This window comes from Acidovorax sp. Leaf78 (assembly GCF_001422735.1).
GTDB lineage: Bacteria > Pseudomonadota > Gammaproteobacteria > Burkholderiales > Burkholderiaceae_C > Acidovorax.
Window position 1 is genome coordinate 1 of the sequence record NZ_LMLZ01000003.1, and the last position, 14,446, is coordinate 14,446.

At 67.7% G+C, this 14,446-nt stretch carries 14 protein-coding genes; 5 read left to right on the forward strand and 9 right to left on the reverse strand.

What is annotated here, in order from left to right; genetic code table 11:
• Window positions 1-188 precede the first annotated feature (188 nt).
• Both ASF16_RS03880 and ASF16_RS03885 read right to left on the reverse strand, forming a co-directional pair.
• Window positions 189-611, reverse strand: coding sequence for a hotdog fold thioesterase (locus ASF16_RS03880; protein ID WP_056163384.1), 423 nt, complete (start codon window positions 609-611; stop codon window positions 189-191).
• A gap of 150 nt (window positions 612-761) precedes the next feature.
• Window positions 762-1,913 carry an ABC transporter substrate-binding protein gene (locus tag ASF16_RS03885; protein WP_056163387.1) on the reverse strand — a complete coding sequence of 384 codons (1,152 nt, stop codon included), beginning with the start codon at window positions 1,911-1,913 and terminating at the stop codon, window positions 762-764.
• A gap of 396 nt (window positions 1,914-2,309) precedes the next feature.
• On the opposite strand from ASF16_RS03885, the gene ASF16_RS03890 reads away from it, so the two are divergent.
• Window positions 2,310-3,128: an alpha/beta fold hydrolase gene (locus tag ASF16_RS03890; protein ID WP_235507247.1), complete on the forward strand. Its 819-nt coding sequence runs from the start codon at window positions 2,310-2,312 to the stop codon at window positions 3,126-3,128.
• A gap of 24 nt (window positions 3,129-3,152) precedes the next feature.
• Here ASF16_RS03890 and ASF16_RS03895 read toward each other — a convergent pair whose 3' ends face one another.
• Window positions 3,153-4,445, reverse strand: coding sequence for a solute carrier family 23 protein (locus ASF16_RS03895; RefSeq protein WP_056163040.1), 1,293 nt, complete (start codon window positions 4,443-4,445; stop codon window positions 3,153-3,155).
• Window positions 4,446-4,654: 209 nt separating this feature from the next.
• Between ASF16_RS03895 and ASF16_RS03900 the strand changes: the two genes are divergently transcribed.
• Window positions 4,655-5,416 (forward strand): zf-TFIIB domain-containing protein, encoded by a 762-nt coding sequence (locus ASF16_RS03900; RefSeq protein ID WP_056163394.1) that lies wholly within the window; start codon window positions 4,655-4,657, stop codon window positions 5,414-5,416.
• 254 nt (window positions 5,417-5,670) lie between these two features.
• Window positions 5,671-6,636, forward strand: a complete 966-nt coding sequence (locus ASF16_RS03905) for a class I SAM-dependent methyltransferase (RefSeq protein WP_235507248.1) — start codon at window positions 5,671-5,673, stop codon at window positions 6,634-6,636.
• 192 nt (window positions 6,637-6,828) lie between these two features.
• Here ASF16_RS03905 and ubiM read toward each other — a convergent pair whose 3' ends face one another.
• The 3 genes from ubiM to ASF16_RS03920 form a co-directional block, all read right to left on the reverse strand.
• Window positions 6,829-8,178, reverse strand: coding sequence for a 5-demethoxyubiquinol-8 5-hydroxylase UbiM (gene ubiM, locus ASF16_RS03910; protein ID WP_056163046.1), 1,350 nt, complete (start codon window positions 8,176-8,178; stop codon window positions 6,829-6,831).
• A 311-nt stretch (window positions 8,179-8,489) separates the two neighbouring features.
• On the reverse strand, window positions 8,490-8,921 hold the full coding sequence (locus ASF16_RS03915; protein WP_056163049.1) for a hypothetical protein: 432 nt from the start codon (window positions 8,919-8,921) through the stop codon (window positions 8,490-8,492).
• 119 nt (window positions 8,922-9,040) lie between these two features.
• Complete coding sequence (locus ASF16_RS03920) at window positions 9,041-9,859, reverse strand: helix-turn-helix transcriptional regulator (RefSeq protein WP_056163052.1); 819 nt, start codon at window positions 9,857-9,859, stop codon at window positions 9,041-9,043.
• Between the two features lie 76 nt (window positions 9,860-9,935).
• Between ASF16_RS03920 and ASF16_RS03925 the strand changes: the two genes are divergently transcribed.
• On the forward strand, window positions 9,936-11,090 hold the full coding sequence (locus tag ASF16_RS03925) for a PLP-dependent aspartate aminotransferase family protein (protein ID WP_156371932.1): 1,155 nt from the start codon (window positions 9,936-9,938) through the stop codon (window positions 11,088-11,090).
• Here the strand turns inward: ASF16_RS03925 and ASF16_RS03930 are convergent.
• The 3 genes from ASF16_RS03930 to ASF16_RS25895 all read right to left on the reverse strand — a co-directional run bounded on the left by ASF16_RS03930 (window position 11,074) and on the right by ASF16_RS25895 (window position 13,372).
• A complete protein-coding gene (locus ASF16_RS03930) occupies window positions 11,074-11,988 on the reverse strand; it encodes an alpha/beta fold hydrolase (RefSeq protein WP_056163056.1) in 915 nt (304 codons plus the stop codon). The two genes, ASF16_RS03925 and ASF16_RS03930, sit on opposite strands and share 17 nt — an antisense overlap.
• A gap of 380 nt (window positions 11,989-12,368) precedes the next feature.
• On the reverse strand, window positions 12,369-12,980 hold the full coding sequence (locus tag ASF16_RS03935) for a TetR/AcrR family transcriptional regulator (RefSeq protein WP_056163059.1): 612 nt from the start codon (window positions 12,978-12,980) through the stop codon (window positions 12,369-12,371).
• A 161-nt stretch (window positions 12,981-13,141) separates the two neighbouring features.
• Window positions 13,142-13,372, reverse strand: a complete 231-nt coding sequence (locus ASF16_RS25895; RefSeq protein WP_156371933.1) for a hypothetical protein — start codon at window positions 13,370-13,372, stop codon at window positions 13,142-13,144.
• Between the two features lie 74 nt (window positions 13,373-13,446).
• On the opposite strand from ASF16_RS25895, the gene ASF16_RS03940 reads away from it, so the two are divergent.
• On the forward strand, window positions 13,447-14,277 hold the full coding sequence (locus ASF16_RS03940; protein WP_235507249.1) for a M48 family metallopeptidase: 831 nt from the start codon (window positions 13,447-13,449) through the stop codon (window positions 14,275-14,277).
• Window positions 14,278-14,446: the final 169 nt, after the last annotated feature.

Genomic DNA, 14,446 nt, shown 5'->3' on the forward strand with positions numbered 1-14,446 from the left:
CGCAAGCTGCTGCGCATTGCCTTTGCCGTGTGGCGATCGGGCAAGCCGTTTGATGCTCATCGCATCACCCCAAGCGCTTGACTCGAACCATAGAACCTTCGCCAGGCCACCGGTGTCGTCCCCCTTCCCGAATCGCGCAGCGATTCGAGAGAAGGGGGAAGCCGCAAAGCGGCTCAGGGGGATGGTCCCTATCTAGGAGCGAGGATCGCCATGGTCAGCCGCGACACGCAGGTCAGCTCGCCCGCGTCGTTGACCATGTCGATGTGCCACACCTGGGTGGTGCGCCCGATGTGGATGGGCCGCGCGGTCGCCGTCACCCAGCCGCTGGTCGCAGAGCGCAGGTGGTTGGCGTTGATGTCCAGGCCCACGGCGTTGTGGCCTTCGGGGCTGGCGTAGTAGGCGCCCACCGATCCCAGCGATTCGGCCAGGACCACGCTCACGCCGCCATGCAGCAGTCCAAACGGCTGCTTGGTGCGCTGGTCCACGGGCACGCGGCCGCGCAGGAAGTCGTCACCCAATTCGATGATCTCGATGCCCAGGTGCGAGGCAGCGGTGTTGTGGTGGTCGGCGTTGAGACGGGCCAGATCGACAGGCTTTTTCCAGATGGGCATGGTGGCTTCGGTCCGCAGTGGGAAGAAACCGTCCATTGTGCCCATCCCGCATCTGCCTGCCACTGCGGCCGGCGCATCCGTGGCCAGCCCGGTCGCCCGCGTAGTCGGCGCTGACCGTGCAGGCGCGTGGCGCCTGCTGGTCTCGGTGATTTATCCCACGAATTTCCCGTTGGCGCCCATCACGCCCAGCTCCAGAAAGCGCGAGCCCACATACGGCGCGCTGCCTGCGTAGTCGATCATCAGGCCACCCATGTCGTTGCTGCGGATGCCCGCCAGTGCGTTGCGCAGCTTGCCGCGGGTCAGCTCACGGCCGGTGCGCTCCAGGCCTTCGGTCAGCACGCGGGCGTTCACATAGCCTTCGAAGCTGCGGGCCGAAAATTCCTGAAAACCTGCGGCCTTCATGGCGCGCTGGTAGTCGCGCACCAGGGCCACGCTGGTGCGGCTCGCGTCGGGCAGCACCATCGACAGGGCCAGGCCGGAAGCCTTGCCGCCCAGCTGGCGCAGGTTGTCGCCCGACAGCGCCACGCTGGTCGCGGCCAGCGGGGTGCTGGGCGACACCTTCTTGAACTCGCTGATCAGCGATGCCGACACATCGCCCGCGGTGCCCAGCAGCACCGTGGTGGGCTTGGCGGCCACGGCCTGCTTGACCACGTCGGCCACCTGGGCGCCCTGTGCGTCGAGCTTGAAGGCCTTGGGTGCAGGCTGCTTGGCGGCCTTCATGGCGTTGTTCACGTCGGCCAGGAATTCGCGGCCGAACGCCGTGTCCTGGTACACGATGGCCAGGTCGGTGATGCCCATGGCCACCAGCTTTTGCGTCAGGCGCTGGGCCTCGTCGGAGTAGCTGGCACGCACGTGGAACACCGAGCGGTAGTCCGCCTTGCGCAGCGACGTCGCGCCGCTTTGCGGGGCCACGTAGGGGATCTGCGCTTCGTCCACCAGCGGCAGGATGCGCTGGTTGTTGGCCGTGCCCATGCACGACAGCAGCGCCACCACGCCGCCGTCGGCGATCAGCTTGCGCGCGTTGGCTTCGGAGCGCGCTGCGTCATAGCCGTCGTCCAAAACCACCAGCTTCAGTTCACGGCCGTGGATGCCGCGGGCGTTCGCCTGGGCGATGCCTGCGTCCAGCCCCTGCTTGAGCTCCTTGCCCAGGCTGGCCAGCGGGCCGGTGAGGCCGATGGAGCAGCCGATGGCCACGCTCTTGGCGTCCATCGGGTCCTGCACGCCCACGGCGCGCGAGGGGTTGGCAAACAGCAGGCCGGTGCTGGCGGCGACAAGGGATTGGGTGAACTGGCGACGTTGCATGGTGAAAAAGCTCGCAGACAAAAAAGAACCAGCCCCGGATGGGGGCTGGTGGGGGCAGACACGGGAGAGGTCCATGGACCTAGGGAAAACCCTTATTTTATCTAGCGATGCTGGCAATTGGCTGTCGAAGGTCCCTGCCGTGCACAGAGCATGCCCCTGATACGCCAACAGGGGCGATGCCGAGTCCTCGCGTTGTGCTGCCTGTGCCCGCGCGCCGGCCACATCGACAGGCCATGGCCAGGCAGACGATGGGAGGGTGATGACAAGGCCCCCCAATTTTTGACGCGGCGACGCTGGCCTGGTCTCGCGTTGGTTTCTGCCTAGAATTCGACGGCGAGCATCGCATAGGGCGCATACAGCGGCCTGCGGTGGTCATCCATCAAGGGGCATGAACACATGACCGGACAACCAGCGGCAGAATTTCGGCGACGTGCATGGCTGTGTATCGCCGCAGCGTCCGCCGCCTTGGCAGGGACCGCACAGCAAGCCCGTGCGCAGGACGTGGCATCCAAACCCTGCGCTGTGATCCTGATGCACGGCAAATGGGGCAGCCCGCAGTTCATCGGGCACTTCGGGCGCCGGTTGGAGCCCTACTGCGCCGTCAACGCCATCGAAATGCCGTGGTCCCAGCGACGCAACTACGACATCCCTTACCCCCAGGCGCTCAAGGAAGTCAGCGCACAGGTGCAGGCCTTGCGCGCCAAGGGCTACCAACGCGTGGTGGTCATGGGGCAAAGTTTTGGCGCCAATGCCGCCATGGCCTACATGGCGCAAGAGGGCGATGCCGATGCCGTGGTGGCGCTGGCGCCTGGGCATGTGCCTGCTTTCACGTATTCCAAAGGCATCGGCAAAGAAGCAGTGGACAAGGCGGGTGAACTGGTGAAGGGGGGCCAGGGCAGTGAAAAACTGGCGATGGAAGACTTCAACCAGGGCAAGCGCCAGAGCATTCGCATGCCGGCCGATGTGCTCTGGAGCTACTTCGATCCCGCAGGGTTGGGACACATGCCGCGCACGGCCGCGGCGTTCAAAAAGCCGGTGCCGTTTCTGTGGGTCATCGGCACCAACGACCCGCTGTATGCCGCCGGCGAAGACTTCGCTTACCGAAAGGCCCCTGAACATCCCGCCAGCAAGCACCTGGTGGTGACTGCGGGCCACATCGACACCCCGGATGTCGCTGCGGCCCAGGTGCTGGACTGGTTGAAAAGCCTGCCCTGAGGCAGGCCCTGCAACCGGCTGCCGTTAACGACTGCTGCCGCGATTGAGCAGCGCGTACAGCAGGATGGCGCCGAATGTGGCGGTACCGATGCCGCCCAGCGCGAACTGGCCGAACTTGAGCGTGAAGTCGCCCGTGCCCAGGATGAGGGTAATGGCCGCCACGATCAGGTTCTTGTTCTGCGAGAAGTCCACCTTGTTGTCCACCCAGATCTTGGCGCCGGCCACTGCGATCAGGCCGAACACCACGATGGAGACACCGCCCATCACCGGCAGCGGAATGGTCTGGATCAGCGCGCCGAACTTGGGGCTGAAACCCAGCACCAGCGCGAACACGCCCGCCAGCAGGAACACGGCGGTCGAGTAGATCTTGGTCGCGGCCATCACGCCGATGTTCTCGGCATAGGTCGTCACGCCCGTGCCGCCCACGCCGCCGCTGACCATGGTGGCCACGCCGTCGCCGATGAACGCGCGGCCCATGTAGCGGTCCAGGTCGCGCCCGGTCATGGCCGTGACGGCCTTGATGTGGCCCAGGTTCTCGGCCACCAGGATGATGGCCACCGGGGCGATCAGCAGCATCGCGTTGCCGTCGAACACGGGCGCGGCGAAGTTGGGCATGCCCACCCACGCCGCGTTCGCCAGGATGGACAGGTCGATGGGCTTGCCCAGGCCCAGGCCGTTGGTCAGCACCGCATAGATGATGCTCGCCACGATCAGCCCCACCAGGATCAGCAGGCGCTGCACCATGCCGCGCGTGAGCACCGCCACCAGGCCCACGCTCACGAAGGTCACCACCTGCATCCAGCTGTCGAAGTTGCTGGCCGCCATGTTCTTGATCGGGATGCCGGCCAGGTTCAGGCCGATCACCGCCACCACCGAGCCCGTGACCACCGGCGGCATGAAGCGCTCGATCCAGCCTGTGCCAATGGCCTGCACCAGCGCGCCGATCAGCGTGTAGAGCAGGCCGCAGGCGATGATGCCGCCCAGCGCCACGGCGATGTTGGCGTTGGGCCCCTTGCCCGCGTAGCCTGTGGCCGCGATCACCACGCCGATGAACGCGAAGCTCGAGCCCAGGTAGCTGGGCACCCGTCCGCCCGTCACGATAAAGAAGATCAGCGTGCCCACGCCGCTCATCAGGATGGCCACGTTGGGGTCAAATCCCATGAGGATGGGCGCCAGCACCGTCGCGCCGAACATGGCGATCACGTGCTGCAAACCCATCACCGCGGTCTGGGGCCAGGGCAGCCGCTCGTCGGGCGCTATCACCCCGCCTTGCTGCAGCACGGCAGCGCTTTTTTCTTGCCAGTTCATGAATCCCATGGATGTTCCTTGTACTTTGTAGTTCGAGGCGCGAATGCTAGTGGATGAATCCACCCGCGGTCCATGGAATGCAGGGAAGACCCGGGCCTGGGGCCGGGGGGCGACAGGGCGCACTGCGGGTGCAGCACAGCGGCACAGCGGCACAGCGTTAGGATGCGGCCATCGGCGGGCGAGGGGGCCCGCCGTCATCACCCACAACGACAACCATGATGCCATCCGCACCGTCCTGCCCATCGTGCCGCCAGCCCATGCAGGCCCACCTGTTCACCAGCAACACCGGGCACGAACTGGAGCTGGATATCTGCTACGGCTGCCAGGGCATCTGGCTCGACCGGTACGAGAACCTCAAGCTATCGCCCCAGGCCGTGGTGGACCTGTTCCGGCTGCTGCACGAACACCGCACCGATGAACACCGCCCGCTGGAGTCGCGCATGTCCTGCCCCCGCTGCAGCTGCTCGCTGGACAAGGGCTTCGACGTGGTGCGCAGCGGCCGCTACATGACCTACCGCTGCGCGCGCCAGCACGGCAGGTTCAGCACGTTCTCGTCGTTCATGGTCGAGAAAGGCTTCGTGCGCCACCTGACGCGCCCCGAGATCGACGACCTGGCCAAGCGCGTAGGCGCCATCTACTGCACCAGCTGCGGCGCGCCGGTGGACATCCGCAAGGACCACGCGTGTCCTTACTGCCGCGCAGCGTTCTCGCTCATCGACCCTGATGCCGTGGTGCGGGCCATGGAAGGCTACGCCCGGGCCAGCGCCCGCCCGGCCCACGCCGCACCCGGCACGCACGCCGCCGCGGTGGACATCGGTGACGCCCTGGTGGCGCTGGAGCGCGACCGCAGCCGGGCCGAGCGGGAGCGGCAAAAAAGCGCGTTCAGCGGCAGGCGCGATAACGACGACGACTCCTTCACCGGTGACCTGCTGGCCGCGGGAATCTCGCTGGTGTGGGACGTCTTGATCAAAAGGGTGTGAACCAACGCGCGCTCTTTTCCAAGTTTTCTTATACCCCTGCGCTGCGGCTCGGAATGGCCGCGTGGCCCCGGGGTTGGCGCCACAATGGGCAAGGCACTGGCCCTTGCGCCCCGGCCGTCCAGGCGGCTCAGCGTCCGCGGTGGCCCGCCACAGCGCGCGGACCGCAGCCCGGGCCGTTGCGGGGCCCACCCGCTTGCTTTCGCCGATGCATCCCGCCCACCGTGGCGCCCCTGCGACCCCAGGAGGAGACGATCTTGCCGCTGCAGCCATCATCCCCCACCCGACGCCGTACCAAAGCATCCGCGCCCCGCACCGTGGCGCCCCGCCGCGCAGTGCCTGGCGCTGCTGCATCCCGCAGCGCGGCCGCCGCCGCCACACCGGGGCACGCAGCGCTGCCCGCCGTGCCCAGCACTTTGCTCATCCCGCTGGCGGCACGGGCGCGGGGCGACCATTATTTTCCGTGGCTGGCGTGCGGCGATGCGGTGGCTGCCGAGCTGCTGGAGCGCCTGGGCGCCGACGTGGAGGCCTACCTCAACGACCTGCCCACGGTGCTCAACGTGCTGTGGCGCACGCGGTTCATTCGCGACACGGCGCAGGGATTCTTCCTGATGCACCCCGGGGCCCAGGGCGTGAACCTGGGCTGCGGCTTGTCGCACCATTTTCAGTGGCTGGACACCGGTGCCAACCACTGGCTGGACGCCGACCTGCCCGAGGTGATGGCGCTGCGCCGCCCCTTGCTGCCTGCGCAGTGCCCGCGCGCCCGCCTGGCCGAGGTGGACATCACCGAGCCCGGCTGGTGGGGCCGCCTGGGCCTGCCGACGCGTGATGCCGCCGCCGGCGAGCCGCCGCCGCAGCCCGTGCTGGTGCTGTGCGAAGGCGTGCTGATGTACCTGGAGCCCGCGCAGGTCGAGGCCGTGCTGACCGAGTTCGCGCAGTGCGCGCCCGCGGGCTCGCGCCTGGTGCTGGATGTGCTGACCCACCGCGCAGTGGGCACGGCGGCCCGCCATGCGAGCGTGGGGCCCACCGGGGCCGAGTTCCGCTGGGGCGTGGCGCGCCTGTCCGACCTGGCCGCCGTGCACCCGCGCCTGGAGCTGCTGCACGAGCACAGCGTGGCGGAATGCTATGGCTGGGCGGGCCTGGCGCTGGAGACGCTGTGGTGGCCCTGGCTGGGCGCGCCGCTGTACGGCATGGTGACGCTGGGGGTGCACGACTCCCCCTGAGTCGCCTTCGGCGCCTTCTCCCGCAGGGGGACGCCACCCGTGGCCTGGCGGAGCCAGTTCCACGGTGGCACTGGCTTTGGGGTGCGCCAGTTGCAACGGCAGCGTGCTATTGAAAATATAGCTGGTGGCACTTGTCGGATTTGGGTTGCAGTGCAAATGCGGCTGCAGGCTAATCCAGGCGGGCGCTGGCGGCTATGTTTTTTGAAGTGGTGCAGGGTTGCGGCCCGCTGCCAGTGCCTGTATCCATCCGGGCGGCTTGCCGGTCAGCTGGCCCACGATGGCGGCTTGCAGGGGAGGCAGGCGGCGTGCGCCTTGCAGCACCAGTTGGCGCAGCAGGCGGGGCAGGGGGCGTGCGTCGGTGTACAGCCGCACGATGGCGTTGGTGCCTTCGTAGATCGGCCATGCATGGTGGTGGTGGGCGCGCGCGTAGGCGGCCAGCACGCGGCTGTCGCCGATGTCGCGGCCCCGGCGGCGCGCGGTCTGCAGGGCGGTGGTCAGGCGCTCCACGCCGGCCAGGCCCAGGTTGTAGCCGTGGGCCGTCACCGGGTGCATGCCCACGGCGGCGTCGCCCAGCAGGGCGCAGCGGTGGGCGGCAAAGCGGTCTGCGTACACGGCCACCAGCGGGTAGGCGTGGCGTTCGCCGTCGAGCTGCATGGGCCCCAGGCGGCCGCGGAACTGCGCCTGCACCTGGGCGGCAAATTCGCAGGCGGGCAAGGCCATCAGAGCGGCTGCATCTGCAGCGCCCGCGGTAACGACGACCGAGCAGAGATGTCGGCTGCCGGCGGAGTCGGTTGCATCCAACGTATCCACCGCATCCGGCAGAGGCAGTATGGCCAGCGTGCGCTCGTAGCCAAAACACTCGTGCGCCACGCCACCGTGGGGCAGGGCATGGTGCATGCGGCAGACGATGACGGTGCGGCCGAAGTCCGTCATGCGCGCGCCGATGCCCAGCTGTCGACGCGTGGCCGAGAAGCGGCTGTCGGCCGCCACCAGCAGCGGTGCCTGCAGCCGCTCGGTCGGCGGTGTCGCGCTGTAGATGCCGGGGCGCGCCGCGGGGTCGGACGGCAGGCGGTATTCCAGCTCGGCATGCGTGGCCAGGGTGGCGACGCGTGTCACCTGCGCGCCGGTCACGATGCGCACTCCAGGCGTTTGCGCAGCCACTGCATGGGCCGTGCGGCGCAGCGCGTGGTTGGGCACGATGAAGCCCAGGGCATCATGGCCCGCGCGCCGGGCATCGAGCTGCAGCGCGCTGTGTTGGCCGAGCGGCCCGTCGTGCACCTGCGCCGTGCGGATGGCACCGGTCTCGTGCGACGCGAGCAGCGCCCAGGTGCCCAGCCGCTGCAGCGTGGCGCGGCTGGGGTGGGTCAGCGCGATCTCGCGGCCGTCGGGCGCGGGGTCCGCCAACGCAGCTTGCGGTTGCTGCTCGACCACGGTGGCGGTGAACCCCGCCTGGGCGAGCGAGATGGCCAGCGACAGGCCCGCAGGCCCCGCGCCGACGATGAGGACGTCGCTGTGAGAAAGGGAGGTGGCGGTGGATGTCATGGCCGAGGAGCGGGTGCACCGCCCGGTACGCAAGCCCCTGCAATCGGAGGGGACCGCCTGCCATTGTGGATGCGCCCGTGGCGGCCGGGTTTGCCCTGCATCAAGCCTGACGAGGTGCTGGCGGCTGGCCGCACATTGGCAACGCACGGGCCATGCGGTGGCGATGGGGATCTGTGGAGGCTGTGGGCAGCATGACGAAGCCACCCAGATGGCCCGTCAAAGTAATTGCTATCAAATAAATAGCTGCTGACGCCCGCCCATCCAGCGGTAGGCCGTCAAAAAACTAAAAAAGTGCCTGATAGAAGCTGTGCTCAGGCGCGTGCCGACTTGCGGGCAGAGGCTTTGGCGGGCTTCTTCTTGCGGGCACCGCCTGCGGGCTTGCCGCGCAGGTGCAGCGCCCAGGTGACCAGCAGCCACAGGTACGCGGCCAGCACACTGTAGGCGGCCACGGCGGCCAGCGACAAGGGCTGCGCTGAGATGGAGCGTGGGTTGGCCATCGTCTCCAGCAACTGGCGGGTGCCCATGCCCAGCACGGCATCGCGGCTGCCCGAGCGGGCCATGCGCGCGGCCATGAAGATGAAGAACTCCATCAGCAATGCACCGATCAGGAAGCACGCCAGCAGCGCCATCAGGTGCGCCAACGCACGCCTGTCTCCCTTGGCCAGAAAGTAGATGGCAGACACCAGCACCAGCGCGGGCAGCAGGTAGGCCAGTGCAGGCCAGGCGGACGTGAGAAAGTGCATGGGAGAAGCGTGGCGGACGGCCGTGGGTTGTCGTGCAGCGCGCGGGGCTGCGGACCGTGAATCATAGAGGAGGGCCCGGCCGGGGCGGCACCGCACGGCAGAGCCCGCCCACGCCGTGGCTACGGCTGTGACGGGACCCCGAAAGCTTCGCCCTGCGGGAGCCCCCGGAAGGCGTTCGGCGTGCAGCCGAGCAGCGCGCGGAACGAAGCGATGTACGCGGCGGGGCTCTCGAACTGCATAGCGTGCGCGATGGCCTTGACCGGCCGGCCCGAGGCCAGCAGGTCCAGCGAGGCAATGATGCGTGCACGCTGGCGCCAGACGCGAAAGCTCACACCTGTCTCTGCCGTGAACCGCCGGGTGAACGTGCGGTCCGACACGGCAGCTTCGGCCGCGAGATCGTGCAGCGGAAGCTGCCACCGGTGGGACTGCAGCAACAGCGCAAGCGCGCGCCGCAGCCCTTCGCTGGCGGGCATCGGCAGGTGGGTGGGCAGGCAAGGGGTGTGCTGCAGCGTGTGCAGCAGCAAAGACACCATCAGCTGCCGCGTGGGGTGGTCGAAGCCGCTGTTGAAGAGCCCCAGCACCAGTTGCTGAATCAGCGGCGACGCGACCACCGCGTGCACCTCGTCCCGGCGCTCAAACGATGCGCACTGCGCCACCAGCGCTGGCTGGCAGTACACGGTGCGCAGGTCGGTGGCAGACAGGACTTCAATCGCATGGGCATGGTGCGCAGGCACCCACAGCGCCCGCTGCGGCGGCACGGTCCAGCGCGCCTGCGGGGTTTCCACCAGCATCACACCCCGCGTAGCAAACACCAGCTGGCCGCTGCGGTGCTGGTGCACGGGCAACCGGGTGCCCGCCGCATGCGTTTTGGCCAGCGTGGCCCACAGCCCGGCGTCTTGGCGTTCTGGCGATGTTTGTTGGCGTTCTGGTGCTGACATGCACTTCTATTATGAAACCGCCTTCTCGCAATACCTCCGTACCTCCGCGCACCTCGCCAACACACTCACGCAGCCTATGCACACCACCACCTTCCTTGTCCATGCAGGCCGCGAGACGGCCCGCGCCGCCCAAGCCATCAACCCGCCGCTGGTGCGGGCCTCGACCGTCGTGTTCGACACCCTGGCCGACTACAAACATGCGCACCACCAGACGGTGTTCGATTCGCCGCGCTACGGCCGCTCGGGCACCGCGACCACGTTCGAGCTGCAGCGCTGCATGGCCGCGTTGGCGGGTGCTGAAACCTGCCTGGCCACTGCCAGCGGGTTGGCGGCCATCGTGGCCGTGCTGAGCGCCCACGCCGGGCCGGGTCGCCACCTGCTGCTGAACCAGGGTGTGTACGGCCCCACGCGCATCTTCTGCGACCAGGAACTGGTGCCGCAGGGCACCGCGGTGGAGTACTTTCCGGAAGGGGCCGACATCACGCCCTACCTGCGGGACAACACGAGCCTGGTCTACATCGAGACCCCCGCGTCGCTGACCATGGAGATGCTGGACGCGCGTGCCGTGTGCGCAGCGGCGCGCCAGCGGCACATTCCGGTGGCGGTGGACGCCACCTGGGGCACGCCGGTTTTCCTGGATGCCCACGCCCTGGGCGTGCACATCGCCATCCATTCGGCCACCAAATACATCAACGGGCACTCCGACCTCATGCTGGGGCTCATCACGGGGTCGCACGCAGACCTGGCCAGCACGCGGCGCTTTTGCGATCGCAGCGGCGCGCATGCGGCGCCCGATGTGTGCTGGCTTGCGCTGCGCGGCCTGCGCACGCTGGCAGTGCGGCTCGAACGACACCAGCGGACCGCCCTGGCGATGTCCCAGTGGCTGCAACAGCAGCCGCAGGTGCGGCGCGTGCTGTTCCCCGCGCTCCCCTCCGACCCGGGCCACGCGCTCTGGCGCGCGCAGTTTTCAGGCGCTGCCGGGCCCTTCACCTTCGAGCTGGCGCCGTGCAGCGAGGTCGCATTCGGCGCGTTCATCGATGCGCTGGAACTCTTCAGCCTGGGCACGAGTTGGGGCGGTTACGAAAGCCTGGTGCTGCCCGCCGTGCCCTACCACCTGCGCACCCTCGCCACGCTGCCCGACGCGGGCCGCCTGGTGCGCCTGCATGTGGGGCTGGAAGACGCCGCGGATCTGCGCGCGGACCTCGCACAAGCGCTCAGCGTTCTGGGTTGACCGCAGCCGATGGGGCCACGAAGTCCACCACGGCCTGCAGCACCTCGGCGTGTTGCAGGATCTTGCGGTGCCCCAGCCCTTCGGTGGGCATCAGCGTGGCGCCCGCAATGCAGTCGCGGTAAGCCTCGCCGTCGGCAAAGCGGTTGATGCGGTCGCCCCGGTCGTGCACCACCAGCGTGGGCAGGGCGATGCGCGGGCCCACGGCGGGGGGCTCGAACTGGCCCATCAGAATGCCTTCGCGCGCCTCGATGCGCCGCTGCATCGCGGCGCGGGTGCGCTCCGACAGGCCGAACACCTGCGCGAACAGGCGCGTGTATTCATGCGGCGATGCGGGCGGCGCCAGCAGCACCAGCCGACCCGTGGCTAGGCCGCGGCTGGCCGCATGGGCGGCTGCGTTGGCCGCCAGCGAATGCGCCACCACCGCGGTGGGCGCCGAGTCCTGCGCGTGCAGGCGGGCCGTGGCGTATTCGATGGCCCGGGCGAACTGCGCCAGGTTGCTCACGCGGCCCCGGCTGCCGCCGTGCGCGGGCAAGTCCACCAGCACCGGGCGCAGGCCCCGCGCGGTCAGTGCGTCGGCCAGCGGCAGCATCTGGCGCGCATGTCCGCCCCAGCCGTGCAGCAGCAGCACAGCGGGGCCGTGGGGCTGCGCCTGGGGCGTGTAGAGCGTGATCTCGGCATCTTCAAACGGCCAGCGCTCGGTGCGCCACGCACCGGTGGGCAGGGCGTTGGTGCCGGGCCTGCGCAGGGGCAAGGGGGTTCCGAACAGGCGGTAGGCCGCGCGCACGGCCAGGGCGGGCCACAGGCGCTCGGCAGCGCCCAGGGCGGTGCGCAGCAGCCGCATGCCGGCATGTCCGCCGTAGAAGTGGGTGGTGGCCTGCAGGGCGTTGGAATGGCTCATGGCGGTGCTCCGGAAAATCAACAACACAGGGGGGATGAGGTGGTTGGCGCGGCGCGGCCTGGGGCCGGGCGCGGGCGTTGAGGGCGGGCCACACAACGGGGCAAAGCGGTTCTGGCCATGCGCTGCGTTGCAGGCAGTGGGGTGGTATGACCAGCGCGCGGCAACGGCGCCAGAAGCGTGTGGGAGCCGCGCTCAGTAAAAAATCCAGTCGCGGTTGCTGCGCGGCAGCCGGGCGAGTGTGTCGCGCAGCGCCTGCACGGCGCGCGCAGCGGCGATGGCAACCGCCAGTATCAGAAAGATCAACATGGCATTTCCTTTCTTCGCACGGTTGTGCGAAATTGGGGCAAAACAAAGCAAGAGATTCCATGGCGCAGCAGTTTTCAGGCAGCCGTCGGCTGGTAGCTCTTGAGGAGGCGCGCCCACGACGCCTCCACGCGTTGCACGGCCTGCGGATCACGCAGAAAGCGCACATCGTGCAAAAGACCCATGATCATCGAGTAGATCTCACCCACCAGCTGGTCCGCGGGCGTGTCGGCCGGCAGGTGTCCGGCCTCGATGGACTGCAGCACCGTGCGCCGCAGGGCAGCGCGCCAGCGCGTGATCTCGCCATGCAGCTGATCGCGCAGCTCGCCGTCGCAGTCGTCCAGCTCGAAGGCACCGGCGGTGTAGATGCAGCCGGTGAAGGCTTCGACATCGCGTGTGCGGGCGATCCAGCGGCGCACGATCTCGTTCAGGCGCGGCAGGCCCTTGGGGTGCTGCATGGACGGCACGAACACATCGGCCAGAAAGCGGCGGCCGAACTCTTCGATCACCGCCTTCTGCAAGGCCTCACGCGAGCCGGCGCGCGAGAACACGCCGCTCTTGGACAAGCCCACGCGGTCGGCCACGGCCTGCAGCGTGATCGATTCCAGCCCCTCGGCCGCAGCCAGATCCAGCGCAGCGCCGACGATGGCGGCACGGGTGAGCTCTGCTTTTTGGGTCTTGGCGTCCATGGATCAGAATTTAGCACACTTGTGCTAAAGATGGGATGACAGTCTGCGTGGCTGCAAAAGCCAGCCATTGCTCTCGCCAGTGCTTGCTGGGAGTCCTTGGAATTGTTAGTGCATGTAAGTCGTCTGCCAATGGCGGGCGGCTCTTGCAACCGAGCTCCAGATCACAGTCGCTGAACTGCCTCGGCGGTTGAAACGCGCCACATGATTGCTTTGCACAGGATCACCGTGATGTCGTTGGCGCTTTGGTCTGCCTCCTGGTGCAGGCCTCGATGCCCGCGGCGACGATACGAACGGTTGCAATCGCGGCCTTCAGCCAAAAAATCGCCGGTAGCTGCATGAAACAATCGCCCGCCATTTGAAACAAGCCGCTGCAGCGGTTGCAAATGCGTCACCAGGCCTGTGCGCCTGCGCCGCCAGAGCGGCGCGTTGCTCCATCGCAAATTCATCCAAAGAGGGAAACCATTCTGTGAAACGACTGACTTACATCGCCATGGCGTGCGCGCTGTGCCTGACCGGCTGTGCAACCACCGACGGTGGCTCCGCCAGCGGACTGTCGTCCGTTTCTTCGGCGCTGGGCTCGACCAATTCCGGCGGTTCCGGCGCCAGCAAGTCAGAGAACAAGGTAGGGGCTGTGCTGGACGTGTTCAAAGCCGCCACTGTGTCGGACGACGAACTCAAGTCCGTGGCGCTGCAATACCGCGCCTATGGCGACCGCACGGAAAAACTCGCACCCCCCGGCAACAAGCATGCAAAGCGCCTGGCCCGCCTGACAGCCAAGCATGTCAATGAAGACGGCATGAAGCTCAACTTCAAGGTGTACCTGAGCAACGAGGTGAACGCCAACGCCACGGCCGACGGCTCAATCCGGGTGTACGCGGGCCTGATGGACATGATGAACGACCAGGAGCTGCTGGGTGTCATCGGTCATGAGATCGGCCACGTCAAGCACGCGCACACCATGAGCGCCATGCGCACCGCCTACATGGCATCGGCCGGCCGCAAGGCCATGGCCGCTTCGGGCGGCGCAGGGGCCAAGCTGGCTGACTCGGACCTGGGCGAGCTGGGCGAGAAGATGCTCAACAGCCAGTTCTCGCAAAGCCAGGAAACCGAGTCGGACGACTACGGCCTGGCCTTCATGCAAAAGCACAAATACAACGTCAAGGCGATGGAAGGCGCTTTCCGCAAGATCGCTTCTTTGAGCGGCAAACAAGGCGGCATGGACCAGATGCTGTCGTCGCACCCCGACCCAGGCGCCCGCGCCGACCGCATGCGTGACAAGGCAGCCGGCAAGAAGTGATGCTATTGAAAGCATAGCTGCTGGCGCTCCGCAGACAAGCGGCAGGGCCAGAAATCATCAAAAAATGGGCGTCGCATTGCGAGGCCCATTTTTTTGATGGGCAGCGTTCTGGGAGCCCATGGCCGTGGTGGATGTCCAACAGGTGACTGTCCGCGGTGGCGCCTGCACG